Below are 23,655 nucleotides of genomic sequence, written 5' to 3' on the forward strand. Positions count from 1 at the left end.
ACTACCTTTCGGATCACAGCCAGTTCGGGCTGAGGGCGATCGTCCGGAGCTGGTTCATGGTCAGCGCCGGGGTCGTGCGGGTCGCGGGGGTGTCCTGGGCGCCGGAGTTGAAGGCGCTGATCACCACCCGCCGCCCGTCGGTCCTGATGGTGTCGACGGTCCACATCACGACACCGGAACCGCCCTTCTCGCCGGGGCCCTGGTGCTCGGCGACCTTCGTGCCGTCGGACAGGACCTCGGCGTCGGAGCCGAACAACTCGCCCTCGACATCCGACATGTCGGCCTGGACGTTGACCTGTACGAGGGTCTTGCCCTTGCCGTCGTCGACGACGGCATAGCCGAACCCGGAGTCGTCGGTGTCGCCGCTCTCGGACACGGTGAGGCCCTTCGGGAGCAGGGTCCGGAGCGTCGAGGTGACGGACAGGGTGGCGCCCGTCTCGCTCGGACTCGGCGGTGTGACCGGCGAGTTGGGGTCCACCGGCATCGCGTCGACCGCGTCCCGCCAGGCCGTGGCGGCGGCCACCTTCCTCAACTGGGCCGGGGACAGCGGGGGTTGGCTCCTGGTGATCGGCGCGTCCTTCTCGGCGGCGGCGTTCCACTCGCTGATGCTGACGTGCTGGCCCTGCGGGGTGACGAGTTCGGCGCTCCACAGCTTGGTGTCCACCCGACGGTCGGGATACTCGTACCCCTGAAGGACCATGACCACCGACCCGTCCGCCAACCGGCTCGTGCCGCACGCGTCGTAGTGCGCGAACGCCTTCCCCGGGCACTGGGTCGTCTGCCGCGCCTGGTCACTCCCCGGCTGCACCCGTCCCAGGCCGACCTCCACGGCCGACGCGCCCTTCCCGTCGTCGTAGACGACATGGACGTACGGCGACGGTTCCTCGTCCGTGCCGCGGGCCTCGGCCTTCGAGAACGTGCCCTCCGGGAGCAGCTTTTCGAGCGTCTTGATGAGCGCGGCGCCGGAGACGGGGGCGGGCGTGGACGTGGCCGTGGGTGTCGCGGCGGTGGCGTGCGCGGCCTGTGCCTCGGCGGGGTTTCCGCTGGGCAGCAGCAGTGCGCCGCCCACGCCGACGAGGGCGATGCCGGCCGCGCCGCTCATGACGGCGGCGTTGCGGCGGCGCAGCAGGCGCCGGCGGCCCTTGAGGGCACCGGCGGTGGCGAGGGCGGCCCGGTCGGTCTCGAAGGCGTTGCCCGCGTCGTGCAGACCGGCGGTGAGCCGTTCCTCGAAGGGGTCGAGGGGTTCGCTGTGCTGGGTGTCGGGCATGGCGGACCACCGTTTCGCGTAAGGGGATGTAAAGGATGTACGGGTACTAAGGGGTGTAACAGGCGTGAGGGGGAGGGGAGTTGAAGGCGGGGTACGGGTGTTCAGGGGCGGGCGTATTCGTCGAGGTTCTCGCCCAGGAGTTCGCGCAGCCGGCCGAGCGCGCGGACGCAGCGGGTGCGTACGGCGGCCGAGCTGACGTGCATCACGTCGGCGGTCTCCTCGACGGACCGGTCCTCCCAGTACCGCAGGACGACCACGGCACGGTCCTTGGCGGGCAGCCGGGCGAGGGCCTGGAGCAGGGTCAGCCGGAGCGGTGTGTCGGCACCCGGGGCTCCGGGGTCGGGCAGGTCGGGGAGGACGCCGGTGGCGCGTTCGGTGCTGCTGCGGCGCCGTTGGTGGGCGAGGTAGGTACGGGTGAGGACGGTCTGTGCGTACCCGGCCGGGTTGCCGACCCGGGACAACCGCCCCCAGCCGACGTACAGCTTGCCGAGGGTCTCCTGCACGAGGTCCTCGGCGAGATGCGTGTCCCCTGCGGTCAGCAGACAGGCGGACCGATAGAGATGCCCGGCACGCGCGGAGGCGAACTCCGCGTACTCGTCGGCACGTTCCTGACGTCTCATGCCTGTTCCCCCTGATTTCGCGGGCTGTCGCAAGCACCGCCCTCACTTGTACTGATGCGGTGGGCCCACAGAAATGTTTCAGGTCGGTGCGCCCCGAACACGCCCCGCCCCGCGCCTCCGTCCGCCGGGGCATCCGCGGCGGGGCCACCTTGTCCTCCGGGGCCGATCGTGACGACCATGTCCCTGACCGCGTAAGCCCGTTGCAGCGAGGGGGAACTGTCGTGTTCGACAACCTGGGTGACCTGGGGAAGCTCAAGGACAAGGCCGAGGAGGTCGCCGAGGAGCACGGTGACAAGATCGCCGAGGGGCTGGAGAAGGCCGGGGATCTCGTCGACGAGAAGACGGACGGCAAGCACAGCGAGCAGATCGACACCGCGGTCGACAAGGCGCAGGACCTGGTGGCGAGGCTCGCCGCGCAGGCCGCGGACGGGGAGAAGAAGGGCTGAGAAGGGAGGGTTGAGAAGGGAGGACTGAGAAGGAAGGACTGAGAAGGGCTGAGGTGGGCCGGCCAGCGGGGGAACTCTCAGGCCACGGGGTCCAGTTCGTCGCTTGCTGTCGGGAGCGTGCGCATCGTGCGCAGCGGTGACAGGAGGTTCGGGAGGACGCTCGCCGTCATGCCCGCCGCGCCGATCCACAGTGTCGCCGTAGCCCCGAACACCGAGCCCGACGTGCCGCCCAGCAGTCCGCCCAGCGGGATTCCGCCCCAGGACACGAACCGGGCCGTCGCGCTCACGCGGCCTAGGAGCCGGTCGGGGGTGAGGGACTGTTGGAAGCTGGACTGGGCCACGACGCGGACGACTCCGCCGAAGGAGAGCGAGGCGAGGCCGGCCGCCGCCACGCACACGCTCCAGCCCGGGTGGGCCAACGGCATCAGGACGGTCAGCGGGCAGGTGACCAGGGACGCGAGCCAGATGACCCGGCCCTGGCCGACCCACCGCGCGACCCGGGTCGCCGACAGCGCGCCCAGCAGCGCACCGCAGCCCATCCCCGACAGGACGAGGCCGATACCGGAGGAGTCGAGCCCCAACTCCCGTTCCAGGAAGACCAGCAGCATGGTCTGGTACATCACCAGGAAGAGGTTGAAGATCGCGTCGCTCACCATGATCGCGCGCAGGGCCGGGTACTTGAGGACGAACCTCAGGCCCTCCTTGATGTCACGGCCCAGCCGGGACCGCTCGCTCGGCCCCGACTCCCGTTCCGGCCGGGCTTCTTGCTTGCGGATGGTGATCGCCAGCAGCCCCGACATCGCCATCCCGGCCGCGCTCACCAACAGCGTCGCGGGCGCACCGACCCACCCGACCAGCGGCCCGGCGATCCCCGGCCCGCTGATGCTCGTCACCGAGCGGATCGCCGAGAGCTTCGCGTTCCCCTCGACGAGGTTGTCGCGCCCCACCAGGTGCGGCAGGTAACTGACGTACGCCACATCGAAGAAGACCGTCAGCACCCCGTGGACCAACGCGACCGCGTACAGCCACCACACGGTGAGCAGGCCCGCCCACCACGCCACCGGCACCGTCACGAGCACCAGCGCCCGCGCGAGGTCGGTGCTGATCATCACCGACCGTTTCCGCATCCGGTCCACCCACGCGCCCGCCGGCAGCCCGACCAGCAGCGAACCCGCCGTCGTCATCGCGGTCAGCAGCCCGACCTGGAACTCGTCCGCGTCCAGGGCCACGATGGCGACGAGGGGCAGGGCGAGAAAGATGATGCGGTCGCCCAGCTGCCCGAGCGCGGTGGCGGCGAAGAGGCGTCCGAAGTCCGGTTCGCGGAGGAGTCCGAGCCGTGCGGGTAAGGGCATACGAGGCACCTGCCGGGAGGTCGACGTCACGGATGATCACGTCAACCTAACCGAGAGGTGGGGAGCGCGACCCGACAGGGGCCGCACTCCCCACCCTCCCCGCCTACCGAGTGCTACGGCAACGCGTGCACATGCGCCCCCACCGAGTTCGACCACGAACTACCCGCGGCCGCGTCCCAGTTGGTCGACCATGTCATCGCGCCCCGCAGGTCGGGGTACGTCTTCGACGGCTTGAAGGTGCCGCAGTTGGTGCCGGCGGTCAGGCAGTCGAGGGCGTTGTTCACGATGGTGGGGGAGACGTAGCCGCTGCCGGCCGCGCTCGTCGAGGCCGGGAGACCCAACCCCACCTGGGACGGGGCGAGGCCGCCCTGGAGCTGGATGCAGGCCAGCGCCGTCAGGAAGTCCACCGTGCCCTGGCCGTAGACCTTGCCGTCGCAGCCGAGCATCGTGCCGCTGTTGTAGTACTGCATGTTGACGACCGTGAGGATGTCCTTGATGTTCAGGGCCGTCTGGAAGTACGCGTTCGACGTCGACTGCATGTCGATCGTCTGCGGGGCCATCGTGATGATGAGCGACGAGCCCGCCTTCGAGGAGAGGGACCTCAACGCCTGTGTCATGTACGTCGAGTTGATGCCGTTCTCCAGGTCGATGTCGACGCCGTCGAAGCCGTACGTCTGCATCAGGGAGTAGACGGAGTTGGCGAAGTTCGTCGCGGACGTCGAGTCGCTCACCGAGATCGTGCCGTTCTGGCCGCCGATCGAGATGACGACCTTCTTGCCGGCCGCGTGCTTGGCCGCGATGTCCGCCTTGAACTGGTCGACCGTGTAGCCGCCGAGGCCGGCCGAGTCGAGCGTGAAGGAGACCGCGCCCGGGGTCGAGGTCGCGTCCGCGAAGGCCACCGCGATGATGTCGTACTGGGAGGAGACGGCCGAGAGCTTCTGGACGGTCGCGCCGTTGTTGAAGTTCTGCCAGTAGCCGGTCACCGCGTGCTTCGGCAGGGTGCCGCCGCCTCCGCCGCCCGTCGCCGTCGTCGTGCCCGTGACCGCCGTCGACTTGCCCGACTCACCCGCCGAGTTGGTCGCCGTGACCTGGAAGGAGTACGCCGTCGACGCCGCAAGTCCCGTGACGGTGGCGGACGTTCCTGTCACCGCCGTGATCTTCGTGCCGCTGCGGTAGACGTTGTAGCCCGTCGCTCCCGACACCGCGCTCCACGCGAGGGAGACCGAGGAGGAGGTCGTCGAGGAGACCGTCAGGCCCGTCGGTGTCGCCGGGACCGTCGGGGCCGGGTCGCTGCCACCGCCGCCGTCCGGGCCGTAGACCGAGATGTCGTCCGCGTAGTACGCGGCCTGTCCGTACCAGCCGTGGGTGTACACCGAGACGGACGTGGTGGAGGCGCCCGTCGTGAACGTCGTCGAGAGCTGCTTCCAGGCGGCTGTGTCGGGGGTCCACGTCGACACGTCCGTCGTGCCCGTGCCGGTGACGCCGAGGTAGGAGTAGCCGCCCTGCACCCACGCGCTCAGTGTGTAGGTCGAGTTGGGCTTCACCGCCACCGACTCGCTGCACTGGGCGTTGTCCTGGCCGGCCGGGGTGGCCTTCAGGGCCGCGGCGCCGCTGTGGACCGGGGACGAGACGGTCGTGCCGCTGCCCGCCGTACAGGTCCAGTTGGTCAGGCCCGACTCGAAGCCGGCGTTCTTGGCGTTGTTGATGTCGGCGGCGGACGCCTGGCCGGTGCCCGCGAAGGAGAGGGCGAGGGCGGCCATGGCGACCCCGGCCCACAGACGTCTTTTCCTGAGGACGGGCATGCCTGGTGCGCGGTCCACTGATGCCTCCGGTGGGGGAGTTTGGAGGGGATGTGACTGTGACTGTGCCGACGGTGGCCACCGCTGGGAGTCCCAGAGTTGGTCCAGACCAATGTGATGTCAAGAGGTCCAGACCAACTTCGCCCGCACCGGTTTCGGCACCCCGGCCGCGATCGGATGCTCGACCTGCCCCGATTTGGCGTGTTGTGTGCGATGACAGTTGCCGCACAGCTACAGAAACGCTGTTCTCCGGTCACAGGGGCGTGGTTACAGTGCTGAGGTAGTCACGCAGTGAAGTCAACTCGGTGTGCCGGAGTAATGCCGGTGGACCGACAGGCGTGAGACGGGGAGCTGCGCGTGCCAACTGCCATTGCCGTGACCAGCGCCGACATGGCGCTGCCGCCACAGGACGAACGGACCCTGCCCGCCGTCGTCCTGCGGGACCTCGATCAACGACCGCTGGACCAGGCGCTGTCGGAGATGCAGGCCCTGATCGACCAGCACGGGCATGTCGTCGTCGTGTCCTCGCAGGCCGTGTCCGAGGGCGTCGACCGACGGCTGCACACGATCCGGTCCATCCTGGAGACCGACCGGATCGCCCTGTTCCGTCCGAATCTGCCCCCGCTCGGACTCGCCGTCCTGGCCCGGCAGTTGAGGCAGCTGGCGTCCTGCGACCTCAGCCCCGGCGTCCTCGCCTCGGCCGGCCGGCTGCTCACCCACTACATCCACGCCGGCGCGCTCCTCGGCTCGGTCACCAAGCTGGACCGGGTCCCCGTCGGCCTCAAGTCGCACGCCAAGTCCTGGGTTCCCGGCAGTCAGTTCGCGGTGATCGCCCACCCCGAGCCGCAGTTGGTCCGGGTCGGCCCCGGAGTCACCCTGGAGGGGCCGGAGTTCGGCACCTGGATGCTGGTCGCCAAGGGGCAGCTCCAGTCCGACTGGATCGGCACCACCCTCGCCCCGGCGTGGAACGCGATGGGGCTGCGCGAGGCCACCCTGCCCGCCGAATCGGTGACGTGGTGGGGTACGAACAAGTTGATCGAGTTCTGTACGTATCTGCCCGACCTGTCGGTGCTGTACCAACTGGTCACCTCGGTACGGCAGTCCGTGTGCCACTGGTGCGGCATCGACGTCATCGGCGACCGTTGTGTCTTCTGCTCCGCCACACCGCCCGTTCACGAGAACCAAACATCGAGCGGATAAGTCCTCAACTCACAGGACACGCTTACAGCACACGGTTCGCTTGATCCCGCTCGATCCGCTCGTTTCCGCTCGACCGATATCCCCGATGAGGTTGTACGGTTCATGAACTCCCGTCAGCGCCGCGGCGTGATACTCCTGCTCCTGTCGGTGATCTGCGCCCTCGGCGCGTTCGTCGGCGTCCTCTCCGTCATCCGTGACGTGAAGTCCAAGGTCGGACCCGAGGTCGCGGCGTACCAGGTCAAGGGCGACGTGGCGCCCTACACGGCGCTCACCGCCGCCCAGTTCAAGAAGATCGAGATGCCCAAGCGGTGGCTGTCGGACAACGCCGTGACCGATCTGCGGCAGATCACGGGCAAGATCGCCGTGACCACGCTGCGCCAGGGCTCCCTGCTGCAGACCGACATGATCGTGGACCAGCCGGCCCTGCAGCCCGGGCAGCAGGAGGTCGCCATCATGATCGATGCGGCGACCGGCGTCGCCGGCAAGATCACCCCGGGCTCCACGGTCAACGTGTACGCCACCTTCGCGGGCCAGAAGGAGGGCGACCCCGACCAGTCCAAGATCATCGTGACCAACGCGAAGGTCATCGACGTCGGCCACATCACCGCCCTCGACCCCGGCAGCAACAGCGACAAGAACCAGCAGACGTCCACCGACGGCGTGCCGATCACCTTCGCGCTCTCCACGCTCGACGCCCAACGGATCACCTACGCCGAGTCGTTCGCCGAGCGGGTGCGCCTCGCACTGGTGGCACCCGGCACCGATACGACCGTGCCCGACAAGGACCGGACGTACGAACTCGCGAAGGACAAGTGAGAGGCCCGCATGCCCACCAGGATTCTTCCGGCGGTCGGAGACGCGGACGCCATCCGCGCCATCACGACCCTGCTCAGCCAGCTCCCGGACGCCGACCCGGTGGCCCCGGTGGCCGACTCGACGCAGCTCATCGACACCCTGGCCCGGCTCGCCGCCGAGTCCGTCGACGAGCTGCCCGAGGTCGTGGTGGTGCATGAACGCATCGGTCCCGTCCCCGCGTTGGAGCTGGTCCGCGAGGTCGCGCTGCGCTTCCCCGCGGTGGGCGTCATCCTCGTCACCACCGACGCCAGCCCCGGCCTCTTCCAGGCCGCCATGGACTCCGGCGCGCGCGGACTGATCGCCCTGCCGCTGAGCTACGAGGAGTTGGCCACCCGCGTCCAGGCCGTCGCCGCCTGGTCGGTGGGCGTACGGCGTCATCTGGGCCACGGCGGCGACGTGTTCACCGGCGTCGGCGGCACCGTCGTCACGGTCAGCGGCGCCAAGGGCGGGGTCGGCGCCACCCTCGCCGCGATCCAACTCGCCCTCGCCGCCCAGGTGTCGGGCCGTACCGTCGCGCTCGTCGACATGGACCTCCAGACCGGGGACATCGCCTCCTACCTGGACGTCCAGTTCCGCCGTTCCGTCGTCGACCTCGCCGCGATCACCGACATCTCGCCGCGCGTCCTGGCCGACGCCGTGTTCCGGCACGACACCGGGGTGGCGCTGCTGCTGGCCCCCGGCGAGGGCGAACGCGGCGAGGAGGTCACCGACCGGGCCGCCCGCCAGATCGTCAGCGCCCTGCGCTCCCGCTACGAGGTCGTCGTCATCGACTGCGGCGCCCAGATGAGCGGCGCGAGCGCGGCGGCCGTCGAAATGGCCGACACGGCACTGCTGTTCACCACCCCGGACGTGGTCGCCGTACGCGCCGCGAAGCGCACCGTGCGGATGTGGGACCGGCTGCAGATCCGCAAGGCCGAGGAGACGACCATCGTCGTCAACCGCTACACGCGCGGCACGGAGATCCAGCCGGCGCTCATCCAGCGCATCACCGGCACGACGGTCGCCGCCACCGCGATCCCCGCCAACTTCAAGGAACTCCAGGGCGCGGTGGACGCGGGCCGGCTGCACGAACTCGACAACAAGAGCGTGGTGAAACAGGCCCTTTGGGGTCTCGCGGGCGAACTCGGACTGGTCAAGGTCCCCGAAGTCGCCCAGAAGAGCGGGCGGTCGCGGGGCGGCGGCGACCGCGGCGCGGTGAGCTTCCGGCGCCGGAGAGAGTGAACGGGGATGCGTATGTCTTCGATGCCTGCCGTGCTTTCGACGGCTTCGCGGGAGCGGGACCGGGGCCAGGTCACCATCGAGTTCCTCGGCATGACCCCGCTGATCATTCTGACGCTGGTGCTGATGTGGCAGTTCGTGCTGGTGGGGTACACCTTCACGCTCGCGGGGAATGCTGCGGACGAGGCGGTGCGGGCGGGGACGGCCGCGGCCCCGGGGGACCGGGAGGCCGCCTGCGAACAGGCCGGCCTCGACAAGCTGGACGGCGCGTGGAAGGGGGACGCCACGGTGACCTGCGGAGGCACGGGGTTCGTCACCGCCGACGTCGACCTCAAGGTGCCCGTCCTCTTCCCGGGCGCGATCGGCTTCCCCTTCACGGTGCACGGCCACGCGGGCGCCGTAGAGGAGGCGAAGTACTGAGATGCGGATGGGTAAGAGGGAGAAGGGGAGGCGGGACCGTGGCCAAGTCGCCATCGAGTACCTCGGGTTCATCCCGGTCCTGATCCTCGTCGCCATGGCGGGAGTGCAGCTCGGGCTGATCGCGTACACCGCGATCCAGGCCGGTACGGCGGCCAGGACCGGGGCGCGCAGTGCCTCGCTGGAGCAGAACTACGCACAGGACTGCAAGGACGCGGTCAGTGGATTCCTGGCGGGCGGCACCAGTTGCAGCCGGGCCGACCTGGGCACATCGGTCCAGGTCACCTCCACCGTGAACATCCCCTCGATCGTGCCCGGTTGGGACTTCGGCACGGCCAGCAAGACCGCCACCATGCCGCTCGACCACTGAACGCGGAGCAAGGAGCACAGCACTCATGGGCCTGCGGGAACGAGTCAACCATCCCGAGGAGAACGGCCATCGGGGCGAGGACGGCCACATGGTCGCCTCGTACCGCGCCAAACTCCTGGAGGAGATCGACCTCGCGGAGATGAGCGCGCTGGCCACCGCCGAGCGACGGGCCCGCCTGGAGCGGGTGCTCGGGCACATCATCAGCCGTGAGGGGCCGGTCCTCTCGACCGTCGAGCGCTCGCAGCTGATCCGCCGGGTCGTCGACGAGGCGCTCGGCCTCGGCATACTCGAACCGCTCCTCGAAGACGCGTCGATCACCGAGATCATGGTGAACGGCCCGGACGCGATCTTCGTCGAACGCGGCGGCCGGGTCGAGCAGTTGCCGCTCCGCTTCCCCTCGCACGACCAGCTGATGCAGACGATCGAGCGGATCGTGTCGACGGTCAACCGCCGCGTGGACGAGTCGAATCCGATGGTCGACGCGCGGCTGCCGTCCGGCGAGCGCGTCAACGTGATCATCCCGCCGCTGTCGTTGACCGGCGCGACGCTCACCATCCGCCGCTTCCCGCGCTCCTTCACGCTCCAGGAGATGGTCGGCTTCGGCTCGCTGGACGAGCACATGCTGTATCTCCTCGCGGGCCTGGTGCACGCGAAGTTCAACATCATCGTGTCGGGCGCGACCGGCACCGGGAAGACCACCCTCCTCAACGCCCTCTCCGGCCTGATCCCGGAGACCGAGCGCATCATCACCATCGAGGACTCCGCCGAACTCCAGCTCCAGCAGTCGCACGTCATCCGCCTTGAGGCCCGCCCGCCGAACGTGGAGGGCAAGGGCCAGGTCACGATCCGCGACCTGGTGCGCAACTCGCTCCGCATGCGCCCCGACCGGATCGTCGTGGGAGAGGTCCGGGGCGGCGAGTCCCTCGACATGCTCCAGGCGATGTCCACGGGCCACGACGGCTCCCTCGCCACCGTCCACGCGAACAGCGCGGAGGACGCCCTGATGCGCCTCAAAACCCTGGCGTCCATGTCCGAGGTGGAGATCCCCTTCGAGGCACTGCACGACCAGATCAACAGCGCCATCGACGTCATCATCCAGCTCACCCGCTTCGCCGACGGCGCCCGCCGCATCACCGAGATCGCCCTCCTCGACAGCCACGGCAGCGAGCCGTACCGGCTGGCGACGGTGGCCCGCTTCAGCCCGCAGCCCATCTCCGCCGACGGCCGGGTCTACGGCACCTTCGAGTACTTCCCGCTCTCCCGCCGCACCGCCGACCGGCTCTACATGGCGAGCCAGCCCCTGCCACAGGCCTTCGGCGTCGCCCACACCGCGGAACAGCTCGCCCTCAGAGAAGCCAGTAGGTAGGGACCGACCCCATGGATCTCCAGACGATCGTCACGCTCACCACCGGCGTCACCCTGCTGACCTGTGTCCTGGGCGTCGCCGGCGTGCACGCCTACGCCACGGGCAGGGCACAGCGCGCGGCCCTGGTCGACCGGCTCTCCTCGACCGGCCAGATCCAGGTGGGCCGCGTCCGCCGCTTCCGCGACCTGGACCGCAGACTGCGCCGTACCCGGCTCGGCCGACAGCTCGAACTGCGCCTCGCGGCAACGGGGTTGGACATGACGCCGGGCGAGTTCTTCGTCTACATGCTGGCCACGGTCGCGGCGCTCTGGCTGATCGGGCAGGCGTCCCTGGCCCCCTTCTTCGGGCCGATAGCGGGCCTGTTGGGCATCGGGGTGGCGATCCAGTTCCTCAACTGGCAGCGCCAGAAGCGCATTGAGAAGTTCATCAACCAACTCCCCGAACTGGCCCGCATCATGGCCAACGCCACCCACGCCGGCCTCGCGCTGCGCACCGCGATCAGCATGGCGGCGGAGGAGCTGGAGGCACCGGCCGGGGAGGAACTCGCCAAGGTGGCCAACCAGTTGGCGGTCGGCGCCTCGATGGACGACGCGCTGAGCGAGCTGGCGGACCGCCTCCCGTCCCGCGAACTCGTCGTACTGGTCACGACGTTGGTGCTCTCCAACCGGGCGGGCGGCCAGGTGGTGAGTGCCCTGCGCAACCTCACGGAGACCCTGGAGGAGCGCAAGGAGACCCGCCGCGAGGTCCGCACCCAGCTCTCCCAGGTCAACATGACGTCGTACGCCGTTCCGGTGATGGGCGTGGGCGCCCTCTTCCTGATGAACGGCGTCAAACCCGGCGCCCTGGACCGGATGACGGGCTCCCCGATCGGCCAGGCCTGCGTGATCATCGCCTTCGGGCTGTACGCGGTCGGCTTCATCCTCATCCGCCGCCTGTCCCGCATCGACGTCTGAGACGTACGAGATCCGAGAGGGGGAGACCTGATGACAGCACTGGCACTCGGCCTGGTGATGGGCCTCAGCGTGTGGGGCGTCTTCGCGGGAATCCGCATGTACCGGGCGGACGCGAAACTGCCCAGCGACCTCGTCCTGGCCCTGGAGGTCGGCGCGACCCGCACCGGCGCGGTCGACTCCCTCATCGACCGCATGGGCATGCGCTACGCCCCGATGGTCCTCCGCCTCATGGGCCCCAGGCTGGTCGCCAAGTACCGCCGCAGGATTGACCTCGCGGGCAACCCCGGCGGCCTGACCATCGACCGCTACGCGGCCCGCCGGGCGGTCTACGGCTTCCTCGGCGGCTTCGGCGGCCTGCTGATGCTGCTCGAAGGGCACTACGTCGTCGCCGTCATCCTGTTCGCCTTCGGCGCGTTCTGGACGGAGGTCGGCATCTGGTCGGCGATCCGCATCCGCAAGGACGTCATCGAACGGACCCTGCCGGACTTCCTCGACGTGCTCGCGGTGGTGGTGAGCGCGGGCCTGGGCTTCCGCCAGGCCCTGGACCGCGTCGCCTCGAAGTACGAGGGCCCGTGGGCGGACGAACTCCGCATCACCCTCCGCCAGATGGACCTCGGCATGAGCCGCCGCGCCGCCTTCGCGGAACTCCGGCGACGCAACGACAGCGAGCAAGTGGCCATGTTCGTCACGGCGTTGCAGCAGGGGGAGGAACTGGGCGCGCCGATCGTCGACACGCTGGTCTCGCTGGCGAAGGACATGCGCCGCACGGACGCGCAGAACGCCCGCCGGAAGGCGGCCCGCGCGGTCCCCAAGGCCACCATGATGATCACCACGTTCATGGTCCCGGCCACGATGCTGCTCCTGGGCGCGGGCCTTCTCCTCGGCTCCGGCACGGACTTCAGCACGATCACGGGCAAGTAGGGACGGACGGGGGCGACGGGGGCCATGGCGACGACGGACGAGAACGGACGTACGGGACTGCTGCGGCGGCGTCCCAAACCGGCGGAGATCACCACTCCGCCGGCCGGGACGGTGCTGCCGGACCACGTGCGGTCGGGCGCGACGGACATACCAGTCACGTCGGTCACGCCGGCGCTGCCCGCGGGCTGGACGCCGGTGCGGGCGAGGCTGTCGGGGGTACCGGCACCGCCGGCGCAGCCGAGTGCGGAACGGCTGGCCGCCGACGGCGGGGAAGCCCCACAGGGGCCACCCGCACCCGACAAGGAGAGCGAAACGAGTGGTGCGGGTGGGAGTCAACTCCCGGCCGAAGGCCGGGAAGTCGCCCTCCCCATCCAGATCAGCGCCCTACAAGCGATGTGCAGGCAGGTCTTCGGCTTCCGCCTCGCGATGATCGCCCTGGCCGCCCCCTCCGCCCTGGTCAACGCCACCCCCGGCGTAGCCACCCGCCTGGTGGGCGCGGCCGTAGTGGTCACGTTCATGGCGTCCTACGTCCTGTTCCGCGACTGGGAACGCTTCGGCCCCCTGCTCCTCCGCCACCCCTCCCTCCTGGCCGTGGACACCCTCTTCGGCTCCCTCCTCCTGATCTCGGCAGGACCCACCAGCACACTCGCCTACGTCAGCGTCTGCACCCCCCTCCTCGCCGGCATCGTCTACGGCTGGCGGGGCGCCGGCTGCTTCGCGAGCCTCCAGGCGCTGATCCTGGTGCTGGCGCAGACCGCCGCGGCGGACGCCCACCGGGTCGTGGCGCAGAGCTTCCTGCTCCCGGGCCTGTGCGTGATCGCCGGCGCGGTGGGAGTGACCCTGCGCAACCTGATGCTCCGCTTCGGCGAAGCCACGGCCGCGTTGACGACGGTCCAGGCCCGTCTCGCCGTGACGGAGGCGGTAGGAGCCGAACGGGCGCGGCTGGCACGGGAGTTGCACGACTCGGTGGCGAAGACCCTGCACGGCGTCGCCCTCGCGGCGGACGGCCTGGCGGGTTCGGCGGGCGCGGACCACATGAACCCGACCCTGATCCGGCAGCAGGCGGAACTGGTGGCCCGCTCGGCGCGCAGGGCGGCGGCGGAATCCCGCGAACTCCTGGCGGACCTACGGCGGGAGTCCAACCCGGACGAGGGCACGGACGTACTCGTCGAACTGGCCGCCCGCACAAGGGACTTCAGCACCAGGACCGGCCTGCCGACGACCTACCGCCCGACCGGCGAACACGGCGTACCGCCGGTCCCGCCCGCCGTGGCACGCCAACTCCTCACCATCGCGACGGAAGCGATGGAGAACGCCCACCGCCACGGCACCCCCACCAAGGTCGACGTGGAGGCCGGGGTCCACGACAGCCTCCTCCGCATCAGCGTCTACGACGACGGCCGCGGTCTGCCGCCCGGCACCACCCTCGAACAGCTGCGCAGGGCAGGCCACTTCGGCCTGGTCGGCATGGTCGAACGGGCCGCGTCGGTCGGCGCCCGCATCCGCATCGGACGGGGCGGCCACGACGCGGGCACGGAGGTCCGCCTGGAACTCCCGCTGGGAGCCCTGACGTCGTAAGCCACACACAGCCGTATTCACCCCCACACAAACGACTTGAGAGACCTGAGAGACCTGAGAGGAGGCAGCCATGCCGGACCAGACGACGCCCCACCCCGGCGCACCCCAGCCGCCACCGAACCCGTTCCACAACTTCCCGCGACCGGCCGCGACTTCACTCCTCCGGGTCGTCGTGGCCGACGACAACCCGGTGGTCCGGGCAGGCCTGACGGCCCTGCTGTCGGGCCGCGCGGACATCACGGTCGTGGCGGAGGCGGCGGACGGCCGGGAGGCGTACGAGGCGGCCCACTTCCACCGCCCCGACGTGGTCCTCCTGGACGTCCGCATGCCGGGAGTGGACGGCATCTCGGCGCTGCCGTACCTCGTGCGGATCGCGCCGGTCGTGATGCTCACGTACAGCAGTGAGTCGGAGATCGTCCAGGAGGCGCTGCGGCGCGGGGCGGGCGGCTATCTGGTCCACGGTGAGTTCACGGCGGACGAACTGGTCGCCGCCGTAAGGGACATCAGGCAGGGCAGGGCCCATTTCACGCCATCGGCGGCGGGGGCACTGCTGGCGCAGCTGCGCCAGGAACAGGCGGCCCGTTCGGCCCCGTCCCTGCCCGAGGGCCTGGGCTCTTACGACTCTCAACTAGGTGCAGCTGCAAATGGAGCGGCCCCTTCAATGCCCCATCCCCGGCCGAATTCCCCGCATAGCCTTTCGCAACTGCAACCAACTGTGAGACAGTCATCCTCGGACAGGTCACGGTTCCAACTGAGCGCGAGGGAGGCGGAGATCATGGACCACATCGCGTCCGGCATGACCAACCAGCAGATCGCCGCCACCTGCTTCATCTCCGAGAAGACCGTCAAGAACCACATCAACCGCATCTTCGCCAAGCTCCACAGCACCAGCCGTTCCGAGGCCGCGGCCAAGTGGCTTGGTACGGCGCCGGGTTCGGCCCGAGGGCTGGGGTGACGCGTGACACCGCGACGGGGGACCCAACTGCCGCGCCTACGGGCCCGGTTCGGCGACGGGCGGGCCCAGTGCGCAGGCCGGGACTCCGATTGGGCCCGATTTTGGGCCCTGGGGCCCTCTGGCGTACCCGTGGTTCGGGCATACCGTTCTCATGTCGAAAGCGGCACCGGCGACGAGGAAGCCGGTAACGCGTCACTCGGAGGGGAACACCATGAGCGACCTGATGCTGAAGACCGCCGTTGCGACCAAGGCGCGCGTGAACGGCTGGAAGAACACGACTGTCGAGGCCCTTCAGCGCCGTGCCGGCGACAAGGGGCAGACCGCGGTGGAGTACCTGGGCATCATCGCGGTGGTGGTGGCGATCGTGCTGGCGATCACGGGTACGTCCATCGGACAGTCGATCCTCGACGCGATCAACAACAAGATCTCCGAGGTGACCGGCGGCTGATGCGGCCGCGTAGGTACAGCGACGCAGGGCAGGCCTTCCCCATCTACATCACGGTGGTGGCGGGTCTGCTCTTCCTCGCGTTCGCCTACCTCGCGGTCGGCCAGGCCGCGGTGAACCGGGGCGGAGCCCAGACGGCCGCCGACGCGGCGGCGCTCGCGGCGGCCCAGGACACCCGGGACCAACTTGCGGGCGTGTGGAAGCTGGACGTACTCGACCCGACCAAGTGGCAGGACATCTTCGACGGCATCGCGGACGGGCTCACCCCCTCGTGCGGGCGTGCCGACGAACTCGCGGGGCAGAACGACGCCGGTGTGGACAGCTGCGCACAGACGGAGCCCCTGAGCTTCACGGTCGCCGTCAAGACCAACAAGCCGGTCGGAGACTCGATCGTCCCCGGCACGGAAAACACGTACTCGAAAGCCCATGCCACCGCCGTGATCGAGCCGCTCTGCACGTTCCCGCCCCTCGGTCAGGGCGCCGGTGACGACGTGCTGCCGAAACTCACCTGCAAGAACAACAAGGAGTGGGACCTGGACCCGACGGATCTCACCGATCTGCCGGGCCCCGAGGACCTCTTCGATGTCCACCTGGCCGACTGACAAGCGAACGACGAGTGATGAAGGAAGCAGAGTCATGAGCATTCGGTTCACTTCGACGGCCCGCAGGGGGTTGGTCGCGCTGGCTGTCGCGACCGGCCTGACACTCGGCGTGGCCGGCTGCGGGGGTGGCGGCGGCGACAAGAAACCGGACACTCCGGCGTCGGCCTCCAAGAGCGGTGGATCGGATCCGAGTGCACAGGAGGGCCAGTCGGACGCGCCCTTGGCCGAGGTGAAGGGCTCCAACGGCCTGATCCTGGACATCACTTCGGCCGCACGGGACTCCGGCGGCTTCGTCACGGTGAACGGAAGTCTGAGGAACGACGCGGACAAAAGCGTCGTGGTCCCGGCCGCGTTGAGCGGCAACGAGACCGAGGTCATCAGGAACGGCCCGTCGCTCGGCGGCGCCACGCTCGTGGACTCGAAGGGCAAGAAGCGCTACTACGTGCTGCGCGACACGGACGGCCGTCCGCTGACGACCACCGGCTTCACGACGATCAAGTCGGGCGACGAACTGGCCGTCTTCATGCAGTTCCCGGCACCGCCGACGACCACGACCGAGGTGTCCTTCGAGCTGCCGACGTTCGCCGTCGCCACGATCAAGATCTCCGGATGAGGCGGCCGTGACCACCACTCCCCGTCTCGCCCTGGTCGTGACCGCCGCCACGATCATGGTCGCCGCGAACATCGTCGGCGCGGTGGCCGCGCACGCCGACGACACCCCGAGCCCGAGCGTCCCACCGGGCACCGAGGCCTCGGCCACCGCCCCGGTGAAGGTCGACCCGAACGACCCGGACCTGAAACTCCCCGAGGGCGCGACGCTCGCCGCCCCCAAGGTCCTGGACATCAAGTCGGTCGTGGAGGACCAGGGCGGCGAGGAGCGCCGCGAGGACACCAACTCGGACGTGACCTTCGCCCTCCAGGCCGAGGTCCTCTTCAGCAAGGACAGTTCCAAGCTGAGCGCCGAGGCGAAGTCCCGTATCGACGCGATCGCCGAGGAGATCAAGAAGCAGAACGCGTCCACGGTCCGCGTCTTCGGCTTCACGGACAACCTCGGCTCGTCCGCCCACGGCGACGTCCTCTCCAAGCAGCGCGCCGACGCCGTACAGGCCGTCCTGGACTCGGACTTGAACAACCCGAACATCACCTTCGAGGTCCGCGGCTACGGCGAGCAGTACCCGATCGCCGACAACTCGACAGAGGCCGGCCGCAAGAAGAACCGCAGGGTCGAGGTGACGTTCCCGCGCACGGAGAGCTGAGGCCCACCCAGGACTTGGGTGTCGATTTGGGTCCACGGGCCCATCTCGGGCGTCGGCCCGGTCCCTAACCTCTGGAAGCGCTGGTGGTGTTGAGCGATTTCGGGGGACGGGGGAGACATGGCCTCGATCGGGGGAGTCGGCGGGAGCGGTGGGCCGGGCGGGCGTCAAGAGATGCCGGTGCCTCTCGCCACCGCGCTGGTGCTGGTCCACGCGCTGTTCGCGGTCACCGTCGTCGGCGGGCTCGGGCTGCTGATGACCGCCGGGGCGTACGACGCCCTCGACGGACAGGTGATCGCCCTCGTCGCGTACGCCGCCGCACCCGGTGTCCTCGGCTGGTGGCTGGCCCGGCGGAGTTGGGAGGGCGGGGTCCGCGTCCGGCGTGGACTCCTCGCCGTGCAGGGCTGGTTGGTCCTCGGCGGGGTCGTCAACCTCGTCTCCGGGTCCGCCCGCGGAGGCCTGCAACTCCTCCTCCCGATTCTCATCCTGTTCTTCCTGTCCCGCCCGGAAAGCCGTCAGTGGTACGGGCTCGCCGAACTGGACCGCGTGGAGCGCCGCCCGTTCTCCCTGTCCCGGCTGATCCGTTGGCGCCGGGACGAGGGGCAGACGGCGGTCGAGTACGCCGGGTTCATCGCCATCGTCGCCGCGATCATCACCGCGCTGCTGGTCAGCGGCCTCGGCACCCAGATCTTCACCGGCATCCAGTCGGAGGTCTGCAAGGTCACCGGCATGGCCTGCCCCGCTTCGCCGGGCGGCGACACGGACACAGCCGCCGGCGACAACAACGGCAATGGCAACGGCGGGACTTCAGGCGGCACCGGCACCACAGGCGGCACCGGCACGACCACCACCACCGACCCGGACCAGACCGACGACCAGCAGCCCGCCCCCGCCCCCGCCGACGACAAGGACGACAAGAAGGACGACGACGGCTGCTTCTCCGGCGTCGGCGCCTTCTTCGGCTGCGCCGGCAACCAGGTCAAGCAAGTCGGCCAAGGCGTCTTCGTCGACGGCGTCTGGGGCGACCTCACCGGCATCTACGACATGGTCCGCCACCCGATCGACACCGTGAAGGGCATCGGCGACTACGGCAAACAGCTCGGCGAGGACTGGTCGAAGAACTCCAAGGACGCCGGCAAGAAGTGGTCCGACGGCGACTACGGCGGCGCCCTCTGGGACTGGGCCGGTGCTTCCGTCAAGACCGGTGGCACGGTTCTCTACGACGTGTTCATCGGCGACGACGTCGCCAAGGACTGGAACAACGGCGACAAGACCCGCGCCGTCAGCCACGTCCTCTGGAACGTCGGCTCCCTCTTCATCCCGGGTTACGACGGCGCCAAGGTCGTGGAGAAACTCGGCGACCTCGGCAAGGTCGGCAAGCTGGGGAAGCTCGGCGAACTCGCGGAGAAGGCCGCCAAGGCCGCGGAGGACGCGAAGAAGGCGGCCAAGGCCGGTGACGTCGAGGGCGCCGACAAGGCCGCCAAGGAAGCCGACGACGCCGCCGAGGAAGCGGAGAAGAAGGCCGAGAAGACCGGCTGCACGATCGGCGCGCCGAGTCGCCTGATCCCGTACGACGGCAATGGCCCCGATACGCCCGGCACCCTCACCGGTTCCTCCGGCGCGGGCACCACCGTCCTCGCCGCCGGCGGCTCCCCGTACGTCGTCCTCGCCGAGGAAGGTTGCGACGAGGACGCCAAGAAGGAGGCGGAGGACGCCCGAAAGCAGGCGGACGAGGCCGACAAGGCGGCGGACCGGTGGGAGGCGGACGACGACGTCTCCGGGCCGGCGCGCGGGAAGACACTGAGGTTCCCCAACAAGCGGCACACCATCGGCGGAGCCGGAAGTGGTCAGGTCAAGGAAGCGAACACAGTGATCCTCCGGGGAAACGAGGATCTGGTCCGCGCGGACATCGAGGGCATAGCGAAGAACCGTGCCACGCTGTCGCCCGACGGAAACACGTACGAGATCAACGGTCGCAAGTACCGGGTCGAGGACAATGGAACGGTCTTCCCGGTCTCCGGCCCCGGCCTGGTCGACATGGACCGCATTGAATACGCTGCGCTGAAGGAGATCGTCCGGAACAAGGGCGACCTCAGCAAGTCGCAGCAACTGCAGCGTGACCCCAAGTTCGTCAACAACCCCGAAAAGGTGGCGAAGGCGAAGCAGGTGTACGACGGGACGTACAAGTGATCGCGAATCTCTTCACCGTCACGGAGGTCGAGCCGACGATCCTGCGGAGGGTGCTGGCGGATCTGCTGGGCGTAGCGGTGGACGCCGTCGACGTCGCCGATACGGACGGAGACCAGGAAGCGCGGCGTTGGGACGCACCCGTCCTGTGCACCTACCGTGTGCTGCCGCCCGGTGACCTGGCGCTGGAACTCGACCTCTACGTCGAGGACGGGACGGCGGGTGCCCGCACGGAGGCGGCGCTCGCACACGGGCTCGCGGTGGGGACGGCGACCTCGGTTCTCCACCCCTCGCTGGACCTCGTCCTGGACAGTGCCTACTGGGTCGCGGTGCCGGACGGACGGGCCGTGCGATGCCGTCTGGAGGCGATCGACTCCGACGAGGACACGACGTACCGGGTGGACGCGGTGGAGGAGTACGTGCGCGACCTTCCGCGAGCCAGGGTGGAGAGTCTTCCCGAAGTGCTCGACGGTGAGCACATGGAGACCCCCGTCGCCGACGCCTTCCTGGCCACGTATCCGACGGGCACGACGGCAAGCGTGGAGGGCCGCGTCCACTACTGCCTGCGTGTATGGGAGCGGCTCGTACGTCGTCTGAGCACCGGGTGGAGTCCTTCAGGGCGTTACCGTGAGGACCTTTTCCAGCGTGACCTCCGGGCCCGGGACGACCTGACGCGGCTGACGGCCGAGGTCGACGCCGAGTATGCCGAGGGTCTGCGTACAGCGCTGGCCCGTCTGGACGACGAGTTCCGGAACGGCACGGAGCCCGGCGACCACACGGAGACCGAACGCTGGTGGTGGGACCGCGGCCTGAGGAGTACCCCCTGGTGACTTGCCCTGGTTACGAGGCCCGCACACACCAACCGGCCCAGGACGAGCACCACTTGCCGCCCATGGCCCCTCGGACCGTGAACCCGGGAAGCCGCCTACCGCCTACTCCTGCTACCGCCTACCCCGCCCGCCCCCCTACTCCGTCTCCACCCCCACCCGAACCCCCGCCTCGACCCCCCACCCCGCCATAACCCCCGCCCCCGCCTCCAACACATGCCGGGACCGCAACCGCGGCAACCCCAGCCGCCCCGGCTTCATCGTGTGGACGGCGATGACCTTCAAGTCCCGGTCCAGGTAGGCCACATCGATCGGGAACCGCATCCGGAACGTGTGCACACTGCTCGCCGGTGAGAGCAGCATCGCGCCGTCGATCGTGTCCCGGCCGAGCAGCCCCTTCGTGCGTGCCCGGTACGAGGTCGCCAGCTCCAGCGGGACGGCGACCGTCCCCGCGGCGCCCTGCACGATCAGCTTCCCGCGCCCATCACTCCAGCGTCGTCCCATGTCAGGTCACCTTCCTGCGCCACCTCGGAACCGGTGTGAACCGAGTCAACCGACCGTATCCATACGGGAGTAGGCCCGACATGGGCCCACGGACCCATGCCCCGACCGTCGCCCACTCGATATCGTCCCCGCGTGCGCCTGATTCTGATCGTCGTGGGTGCCCTGTGGGGCGCGTGGTCGGGCCTCCTGCTGCCCCGCGCCGCCCACCGACTCTCCGTGGACCCTGAGGAACCCTGGAACGGGCAGTGCCCCGACGGCCACCCGATCACCGGCCCGTTCGACGGCTGGCTCGGCCGGGCCCGCTGCACCACCGACACCACCGACACCAGCGACACGAGCGGCCCGCAGCCCATCACCACCGCCTGCGGTCCCTACGGCCCCCGCACCCCCGCCGTGTCCGCCGCCACCGCCCTCGTCTGCGCGGCCCTCGCCGCGGCCACCGGCCCCCGCCCCGAACTCGCCGTCTGGCTGCTCGCCGCCCCCGTCGCCGTCCTCCTCGCGCTGGTCGACCTCCGGGTCCACCGCCTCCCCGACGTCCTCACCCTCCCGCTCGCCGCGGCCACCCTCGCCCTCCTCGGCATCGCGGCCGCGCTCCCCGCCGACGCCGGTTCCTGGGTCACGGCCCTGCTCGGCGGACTCGCCCTCGGCGCCGCGTACTTGGTGCTCTACCTCATCAACCCCTCCGGCATGGGCTTCGGCGACGTGAAACTCGCCCTCGGCCTCGGCACGGCCCTCGGCTGGTACGGCTGGCCGGTGCTCGTCACGGGCGCCTTCGCGGGGGTGCTGTACGGCGCGGTCTACGGCCTCGGCATGGTCGCCCTGCGCCGGGCGGGCCGTAAGACGGCGATCCCGCTGGGGCCGTTCATGCTCGGGGGAGCGTTCACCGGTGTGGTGCTGGGAGCGTTCGCGGTCGCGTGAGACGGTGGTGGACCCGGCGCCGGGCGGGGCCGGCCACGAACGAGGCGGTGCACGCATGCGGAAGATCAGCCTGATGATGACCGTGTCCCTCGACGGCTACATGGAGGGCCCCGACCGCGACATCGACTGGCACATGGTCGACGAGGAACTCCACCAGCACATGAACGACACCCTCAAACACATGGGTGCCTTCGTCGACGGCCGCGTCACCCACGAACTCATGGCCGACTACTGGCCCACCGCCGACGCGGACCCCGACGCCCCCGCCGTCATCGCCGAGTTCGCCCGCATCTGGCGGGACATGCCGAAGATCGTGTACTCGCGGACCCTGCCCAGCGGCCCCGCCGACTGGAACACGACCGTCGTGCCCGAGGTCGTCCCCGAGGAGGTGCTGGCCCTCAAGCAACAGCCCGGCGGAGACCTGGGCCTCGGCGGCGCCGACCTCGCCGCGACCTTCCTCCGCCTCGGCCTCGTCGACGAGATCAAGGTGTACGTCAACCCGATCCTCCTCGGCCGCGGCAAGCCGATGTTCCCCGTCTCCGACACCCGCACCCCGCTCCGCCTCACCGAGTCCCGCACCTTCGGCAACGGGGTCGTCCTCCTGCGCTACGAGCGCGCGAACGTCGACCCCAACTCCGGCCAGGCGTAAACCTGTTGTCCACGGCACTCTCCCCAGGTAGGAAGAACCCATGACCGGACTCGGCGCTGTATTCCGTCCCCAACTTCCGCCCGAGCGACTGCGAGCCGTAGTCCGACTCGCCGACGCCTCGGGGCTCGAAGAGCTCTGGCTCTGGGAGGACTGCTTCCGGGAGGGCGGGATCTCGGCCGCCGCCGCGGCGCTCGCGTGGAGCGATCAAGTGCGGGTCGGGGTAGGGCTGTTGCCGGTGCCGTTGCGGAACGTCGCCATCACCGCGATGGAAGTCGCCACGCTGGACCGGCTGTTCCCGGGGCGCGCGATCATCGGCGTCGGGCACGGCGTGCAGGACTGGATGGGGCAGGTCGGGGCGCGTGTCGAGTCCCCGGTGACCCTGCTGCGCGAGCATCTCGACGCGCTGCGCGCCCTGTTGCGCGGGGAGCGCCTCACGACCGACGGGCGGTACGTCAAGCTCGACGACGTCGCCCTCGACTGGCCGCCGGCCGGCCCCGTCGAGATCCTCGCCGGTGCCACCGGACCGCGCACCCTCCGCCTCTCCGGTGCGGCGGCGGACGGCACGATCCTCACCGCGAGCACCCCGCCGGACGGCGTCCGCCGGGCCCGTCAACTCATCGACGAGGGGCGGGAGTCGGCCGGCCGCACCGAGCCGCACAAGGTCGTCGTCTATCTCCTCACCGCCACCGGTCCCGACGCCGCCGCCCGCCTGCGCGCCGAACTCGCCGACGAGGGCGTGGAGTCGGTGCCCGACCTCGGTGTCGCCGGAGACGCGGCCACCGTCGCGAAGGCAGTCCAGCGCCTCGCGGAGGCCGGCGCCGACACGGTGATCCTCCAGCCCACCGGCGACGAACCCGACCCGGAGGCCTTCGTACGCTTCGCGGCCGAGGAGGTAGCGGAGGAGGTCAGGACACTCATCCCCTGACGCCCATGCCCACGAGTTGTCGCCCACG

The 23,655-nt window shown here is 69.8% G+C and carries 25 protein-coding genes; 20 read left to right on the forward strand and 5 right to left on the reverse strand.

Features of this window, described 5'->3' with window-relative positions; translation table 11 throughout:
* Window positions 1-13 precede the first annotated feature (13 nt).
* Both OG407_RS32510 and OG407_RS32515 read right to left on the reverse strand, forming a co-directional pair.
* Window positions 14-1,267 carry a hypothetical protein gene (locus OG407_RS32510; RefSeq protein WP_405863110.1) on the reverse strand — a complete coding sequence of 418 codons (1,254 nt, stop codon included), beginning with the start codon at window positions 1,265-1,267 and terminating at the stop codon, window positions 14-16.
* 101 nt (window positions 1,268-1,368) lie between these two features.
* Window positions 1,369-1,887 carry a SigE family RNA polymerase sigma factor gene (locus OG407_RS32515; RefSeq protein ID WP_405863111.1) on the reverse strand — a complete coding sequence of 173 codons (519 nt, stop codon included), beginning with the start codon at window positions 1,885-1,887 and terminating at the stop codon, window positions 1,369-1,371.
* Between the two features lie 221 nt (window positions 1,888-2,108).
* On the opposite strand from OG407_RS32515, the gene OG407_RS32520 reads away from it, so the two are divergent.
* On the forward strand, window positions 2,109-2,333 hold the full coding sequence (locus tag OG407_RS32520; protein ID WP_403583754.1) for an antitoxin: 225 nt from the start codon (window positions 2,109-2,111) through the stop codon (window positions 2,331-2,333).
* Between the two features lie 77 nt (window positions 2,334-2,410).
* Here the strand turns inward: OG407_RS32520 and OG407_RS32525 are convergent, their stop codons facing one another.
* Together OG407_RS32525 and OG407_RS32530 are read right to left on the reverse strand one after the other, a co-directional pair.
* Window positions 2,411-3,685, reverse strand: coding sequence for an MFS transporter (locus OG407_RS32525; RefSeq protein WP_405863112.1), 1,275 nt, complete (start codon window positions 3,683-3,685; stop codon window positions 2,411-2,413).
* A 113-nt stretch (window positions 3,686-3,798) separates the two neighbouring features.
* Window positions 3,799-5,487, reverse strand: coding sequence for a chitinase (locus OG407_RS32530; protein ID WP_405868735.1), 1,689 nt, complete (start codon window positions 5,485-5,487; stop codon window positions 3,799-3,801).
* A 387-nt stretch (window positions 5,488-5,874) separates the two neighbouring features.
* Between OG407_RS32530 and OG407_RS32535 the strand changes: the two genes are divergently transcribed.
* The 16 genes from OG407_RS32535 to OG407_RS32610 all read left to right on the forward strand — a co-directional run bounded on the left by OG407_RS32535 (window position 5,875) and on the right by OG407_RS32610 (window position 20,634).
* Entirely contained in the window at window positions 5,875-6,684 is an 810-nt protein-coding gene (locus OG407_RS32535) for a hypothetical protein (protein ID WP_329353435.1), read from the forward strand.
* A gap of 102 nt (window positions 6,685-6,786) precedes the next feature.
* On the forward strand, window positions 6,787-7,500 hold the full coding sequence (gene cpaB / locus OG407_RS32540) for a Flp pilus assembly protein CpaB (protein ID WP_327401623.1): 714 nt from the start codon (window positions 6,787-6,789) through the stop codon (window positions 7,498-7,500).
* Between the two features lie 9 nt (window positions 7,501-7,509).
* On the forward strand, window positions 7,510-8,760 hold the full coding sequence (locus tag OG407_RS32545; protein WP_405863113.1) for a CpaE family protein: 1,251 nt from the start codon (window positions 7,510-7,512) through the stop codon (window positions 8,758-8,760).
* Between the two features lie 21 nt (window positions 8,761-8,781).
* The gene (locus tag OG407_RS32550) at window positions 8,782-9,177 is read left to right on the forward strand and encodes a TadE/TadG family type IV pilus assembly protein (protein WP_405868737.1); all 396 of its coding nucleotides are present in this window, start codon (window positions 8,782-8,784) and stop codon (window positions 9,175-9,177) included.
* A 1-nt stretch (window position 9,178) separates the two neighbouring features.
* Window positions 9,179-9,544, forward strand: coding sequence for a TadE/TadG family type IV pilus assembly protein (locus tag OG407_RS32555; protein ID WP_405863114.1), 366 nt, complete (start codon window positions 9,179-9,181; stop codon window positions 9,542-9,544).
* A gap of 25 nt (window positions 9,545-9,569) precedes the next feature.
* On the forward strand, window positions 9,570-10,910 hold the full coding sequence (locus OG407_RS32560) for a CpaF family protein (RefSeq protein WP_328679551.1): 1,341 nt from the start codon (window positions 9,570-9,572) through the stop codon (window positions 10,908-10,910).
* An 11-nt stretch (window positions 10,911-10,921) separates the two neighbouring features.
* Window positions 10,922-11,863, forward strand: coding sequence for a type II secretion system F family protein (locus OG407_RS32565; protein ID WP_328679550.1), 942 nt, complete (start codon window positions 10,922-10,924; stop codon window positions 11,861-11,863).
* A 30-nt stretch (window positions 11,864-11,893) separates the two neighbouring features.
* Window positions 11,894-12,784: a DUF5936 domain-containing protein gene (locus OG407_RS32570; protein WP_405863115.1), complete on the forward strand. Its 891-nt coding sequence runs from the start codon at window positions 11,894-11,896 to the stop codon at window positions 12,782-12,784.
* 24 nt (window positions 12,785-12,808) lie between these two features.
* Complete coding sequence (locus tag OG407_RS32575) at window positions 12,809-14,362, forward strand: histidine kinase (RefSeq protein WP_405863116.1); 1,554 nt, start codon at window positions 12,809-12,811, stop codon at window positions 14,360-14,362.
* A 70-nt stretch (window positions 14,363-14,432) separates the two neighbouring features.
* Complete coding sequence (locus OG407_RS32580) at window positions 14,433-15,317, forward strand: response regulator (protein WP_405863117.1); 885 nt, start codon at window positions 14,433-14,435, stop codon at window positions 15,315-15,317.
* A gap of 211 nt (window positions 15,318-15,528) precedes the next feature.
* Window positions 15,529-15,765, forward strand: coding sequence for a hypothetical protein (locus OG407_RS32585; protein WP_328679542.1), 237 nt, complete (start codon window positions 15,529-15,531; stop codon window positions 15,763-15,765).
* Window positions 15,765-16,364: a pilus assembly protein TadG-related protein gene (locus OG407_RS32590; protein WP_405863118.1), complete on the forward strand. Its 600-nt coding sequence runs from the start codon at window positions 15,765-15,767 to the stop codon at window positions 16,362-16,364. The genes OG407_RS32585 and OG407_RS32590 overlap by 1 nt, the downstream gene beginning before the upstream one ends.
* A 34-nt stretch (window positions 16,365-16,398) precedes the next feature.
* Entirely contained in the window at window positions 16,399-16,977 is a 579-nt protein-coding gene (locus OG407_RS32595; RefSeq protein ID WP_405863119.1) for a hypothetical protein, read from the forward strand.
* Between the two features lie 55 nt (window positions 16,978-17,032).
* On the forward strand, window positions 17,033-17,620 hold the full coding sequence (locus OG407_RS32600; protein ID WP_405868739.1) for an OmpA family protein: 588 nt from the start codon (window positions 17,033-17,035) through the stop codon (window positions 17,618-17,620).
* Between the two features lie 171 nt (window positions 17,621-17,791).
* Window positions 17,792-19,807 (forward strand): hypothetical protein, encoded by a 2,016-nt coding sequence (locus tag OG407_RS32605; protein ID WP_405868741.1) that lies wholly within the window; start codon window positions 17,792-17,794, stop codon window positions 19,805-19,807.
* Window positions 19,804-20,634: a hypothetical protein gene (locus OG407_RS32610; protein WP_405863120.1), complete on the forward strand. Its 831-nt coding sequence runs from the start codon at window positions 19,804-19,806 to the stop codon at window positions 20,632-20,634. Before OG407_RS32605 ends, OG407_RS32610 begins: the two co-directional genes overlap by 4 nt.
* 135 nt (window positions 20,635-20,769) lie before the next feature.
* Here the strand turns inward: OG407_RS32610 and OG407_RS32615 are convergent, their stop codons facing one another.
* A complete protein-coding gene (locus OG407_RS32615; protein ID WP_405863121.1) occupies window positions 20,770-21,135 on the reverse strand; it encodes a DUF192 domain-containing protein in 366 nt (121 codons plus the stop codon).
* Window positions 21,136-21,267: 132 nt separating this feature from the next.
* Here OG407_RS32615 and OG407_RS32620 point away from each other — a divergent pair, with 132 nt between their 5' ends.
* The 3 genes from OG407_RS32620 to OG407_RS32630 are packed head-to-tail and all read left to right on the forward strand — an operon-like array spanning window position 21,268 to window position 23,627.
* Window positions 21,268-22,053 (forward strand): prepilin peptidase, encoded by a 786-nt coding sequence (locus OG407_RS32620; protein ID WP_405863122.1) that lies wholly within the window; start codon window positions 21,268-21,270, stop codon window positions 22,051-22,053.
* Window positions 22,054-22,108: 55 nt separating this feature from the next.
* Window positions 22,109-22,702, forward strand: a complete 594-nt coding sequence (locus tag OG407_RS32625) for a dihydrofolate reductase family protein (protein ID WP_405863123.1) — start codon at window positions 22,109-22,111, stop codon at window positions 22,700-22,702.
* A 40-nt stretch (window positions 22,703-22,742) separates the two neighbouring features.
* A complete protein-coding gene (locus OG407_RS32630) occupies window positions 22,743-23,627 on the forward strand; it encodes an LLM class flavin-dependent oxidoreductase (RefSeq protein ID WP_405863124.1) in 885 nt (294 codons plus the stop codon).
* Window positions 23,628-23,655 lie beyond the last annotated feature (28 nt).

This window comes from Streptomyces sp. NBC_01515 (assembly GCF_045040345.1).
Lineage (GTDB): Bacteria > Actinomycetota > Actinomycetes > Streptomycetales > Streptomycetaceae > Streptomyces.

What these genes read in the sequence shown, in the direction of transcription:
- OG407_RS32570 (WP_405863115.1), top strand. Translation starts at nt 11,894, where the DNA reads ATGACAGCACTGGCACTCGGCCTGGTGATGGGCCTCAGCGTGTGGGGC.
- OG407_RS32580 (WP_405863117.1), top strand. Translation starts at nt 14,433, where the DNA reads ATGCCGGACCAGACGACGCCCCACCCCGGCGCACCCCAGCCGCCACCG.
- OG407_RS32595 (WP_405863119.1), top strand. Translation starts at nt 16,399, where the DNA reads ATGAGCATTCGGTTCACTTCGACGGCCCGCAGGGGGTTGGTCGCGCTG.
- OG407_RS32590 (WP_405863118.1), top strand. Translation starts at nt 15,765, where the DNA reads ATGCGGCCGCGTAGGTACAGCGACGCAGGGCAGGCCTTCCCCATCTAC.
- OG407_RS32625 (WP_405863123.1), top strand. Translation starts at nt 22,109, where the DNA reads ATGCGGAAGATCAGCCTGATGATGACCGTGTCCCTCGACGGCTACATG.
- OG407_RS32585 (WP_328679542.1), top strand. Translation starts at nt 15,529, where the DNA reads ATGAGCGACCTGATGCTGAAGACCGCCGTTGCGACCAAGGCGCGCGTG.
- OG407_RS32525 (WP_405863112.1), bottom strand. Translation starts at nt 3,685, where the DNA reads ATGCCCTTACCCGCACGGCTCGGACTCCTCCGCGAACCGGACTTCGGA.
- OG407_RS32510 (WP_405863110.1), bottom strand. Translation starts at nt 1,267, where the DNA reads ATGCCCGACACCCAGCACAGCGAACCCCTCGACCCCTTCGAGGAACGG.
- OG407_RS32560 (WP_328679551.1), top strand. Translation starts at nt 9,570, where the DNA reads ATGGGCCTGCGGGAACGAGTCAACCATCCCGAGGAGAACGGCCATCGG.
- OG407_RS32515 (WP_405863111.1), bottom strand. Translation starts at nt 1,887, where the DNA reads ATGAGACGTCAGGAACGTGCCGACGAGTACGCGGAGTTCGCCTCCGCG.
- OG407_RS32615 (WP_405863121.1), bottom strand. Translation starts at nt 21,135, where the DNA reads ATGGGACGACGCTGGAGTGATGGGCGCGGGAAGCTGATCGTGCAGGGC.
- cpaB (WP_327401623.1), top strand. Translation starts at nt 6,787, where the DNA reads ATGAACTCCCGTCAGCGCCGCGGCGTGATACTCCTGCTCCTGTCGGTG.
- OG407_RS32565 (WP_328679550.1), top strand. Translation starts at nt 10,922, where the DNA reads ATGGATCTCCAGACGATCGTCACGCTCACCACCGGCGTCACCCTGCTG.
- OG407_RS32530 (WP_405868735.1), bottom strand. Translation starts at nt 5,487, where the DNA reads ATGCCCGTCCTCAGGAAAAGACGTCTGTGGGCCGGGGTCGCCATGGCC.
- OG407_RS32535 (WP_329353435.1), top strand. Translation starts at nt 5,875, where the DNA reads ATGGCGCTGCCGCCACAGGACGAACGGACCCTGCCCGCCGTCGTCCTG.
- OG407_RS32575 (WP_405863116.1), top strand. Translation starts at nt 12,809, where the DNA reads ATGGCGACGACGGACGAGAACGGACGTACGGGACTGCTGCGGCGGCGT.
- OG407_RS32550 (WP_405868737.1), top strand. Translation starts at nt 8,782, where the DNA reads ATGCCTGCCGTGCTTTCGACGGCTTCGCGGGAGCGGGACCGGGGCCAG.
- OG407_RS32605 (WP_405868741.1), top strand. Translation starts at nt 17,792, where the DNA reads ATGCCGGTGCCTCTCGCCACCGCGCTGGTGCTGGTCCACGCGCTGTTC.
- OG407_RS32600 (WP_405868739.1), top strand. Translation starts at nt 17,033, where the DNA reads ATGGTCGCCGCGAACATCGTCGGCGCGGTGGCCGCGCACGCCGACGAC.
- OG407_RS32555 (WP_405863114.1), top strand. Translation starts at nt 9,179, where the DNA reads ATGCGGATGGGTAAGAGGGAGAAGGGGAGGCGGGACCGTGGCCAAGTC.
- OG407_RS32630 (WP_405863124.1), top strand. Translation starts at nt 22,743, where the DNA reads ATGACCGGACTCGGCGCTGTATTCCGTCCCCAACTTCCGCCCGAGCGA.
- OG407_RS32545 (WP_405863113.1), top strand. Translation starts at nt 7,510, where the DNA reads ATGCCCACCAGGATTCTTCCGGCGGTCGGAGACGCGGACGCCATCCGC.